This window comes from Xanthomonas pisi DSM 18956, from assembly GCF_001010415.1.
Classification (GTDB): Bacteria; Pseudomonadota; Gammaproteobacteria; order Xanthomonadales; family Xanthomonadaceae; genus Xanthomonas; species Xanthomonas pisi.
Genome location: NZ_JPLE01000110.1, coordinates 1 through 1,600, shown reverse-complemented (window position 1 = coordinate 1,600; position 1,600 = coordinate 1). Strand labels below are relative to the sequence as shown.

General features: G+C 43.9%; 1 protein-coding gene. It reads left to right on the top strand.

Annotated features, from left to right (window positions below):
• Positions 1 to 467 precede the first annotated feature (467 nt).
• Positions 468 to 1,367, top strand: coding sequence for a PoNe immunity protein domain-containing protein (locus tag Y887_RS19460; RefSeq protein WP_162199177.1), 900 nt, complete (start codon positions 468 to 470; stop codon positions 1,365 to 1,367).
• The last annotated feature ends 233 nt before the right edge of the window (positions 1,368 to 1,600 follow it).

The following is a 1,600-nucleotide window of genomic DNA, read 5'->3' as shown; positions in this document are numbered from 1 at the left end:
TTTTACGGGAGGCTGACACTCGGTGAACTTGCTCTTGCGCATTGTTGGTCTCCTTGGTGGCTAGTGTGCCGGAGACCTCTAGTTATGGCTGGATCAATTTTACGGGAGGCTGACAATCCAAACTAGAAAACACGAAAGATCTCATGCAGATGAGCGATACGTGGTTAACTGGTGCAAAAACAGGCTTCAATCGTATTGAAGATGCTGTCGGCAACCCAAGTATTGCTGCGGACATTAGTTCATCATTGGGTAGGAACCGAGTTGAGAGATGGCTGGTACACACCGACCCGAACGGGGGGGTTTCCGTTGCAGTTATTGATTCGAAGGGAAGGGTCGTTCCTAGGCCAGATTTGGCCAGTAAAATTATTGGCCATTAAAAATTTTCTTCAAATCGATTGCATAAGCGATTATTATTACTAACCGACACAAAGTTATATTGCAGATCACCTATAAAAATGAGACCTCCAATGAAAAGAGACCCCAAGGGCTCAATGCTATATTGGAATACATGGATAGATTTTCATGAGAAAAATTTAGATAAAATGCTTGTACAAGCCAACGAGCCTTTTCCTAACTCGGAGTACTTACCTCAGTTCTTATTCGAGATAGCAAAAAAAATAGCCGACCTGATGTTTTATCGTTACTCACGAGGAGACGATATCGATCTATTAAGTAAAAGATTCGATATACTTTTGGATGCTTGGGAAAAATCCGTTGCATTGGGTAGCGACGTCTGGGACGAAGACACCAGACTAATTAGAAATTCATGGGAGCTAAATATTGATTTTTATTCATACTGCTTTCGCCTCATAGCGTTGTCTATGCTTTTGAATCTACCTGACCCCCAGTGGCAACGACTAATAAACTTGGTTGGCAACGAGGGTGAAGATGCCGTTCTTGACCGAATCATTAATCACAAATCTCCTGGAAGGGTCATAGGATCTAAAGTTTGTTTTCCAAAGACGTACAGTTCGCTCTTAAACGTAATGATCAAGCGAGATGAGAGCCAATCGCTGGGTTTGAAGAATTTTCTTTCAGGGTGGTTTTTGAGTTTGCGCGATGCAGGCCCCAAAAGTGTCCCGCCTGCACATCGCACCCCATACTGGTGGAAGTCCTGCGCCGATGAATCACTTGGAATGCAAGGGAGTTATCATGGCTGCTGGTGCGTCGAGGCAGCAATTGTCGCAAAAATATGTCAGATAGATGATAGCGCCTGTATCGAGATGCCGTTTTATCCTGCTGACCTTGTGTCAGACGGCCGAAGCCCTCGATACCCTGATACACCATCTCCTTTTGAACCCAAGAAGGACACAAAAAAAAATGGGTTTTTGGGCCTGGAGGGAATTTTCAGATTTTTGAGAAAGTGAAGGCATCTGAAATTCTTACAATTTGAAAATCCCTTTATAAGCACAGCACTTGCAAAATAATGGGACCGACTTATAGAAAGAATCAAATTGCCGCTAGCATTGCTGCTGCATCAGCCGCTTGTGCGACAGGGCAAATTAAGATAATGCAAACGATCATGTTGCGCATTGGCAGCCTGTATGGATATTGTATAATTAGCAGGGCAGCAAGAGCATGCTGTCCAGCAAGACCGTCA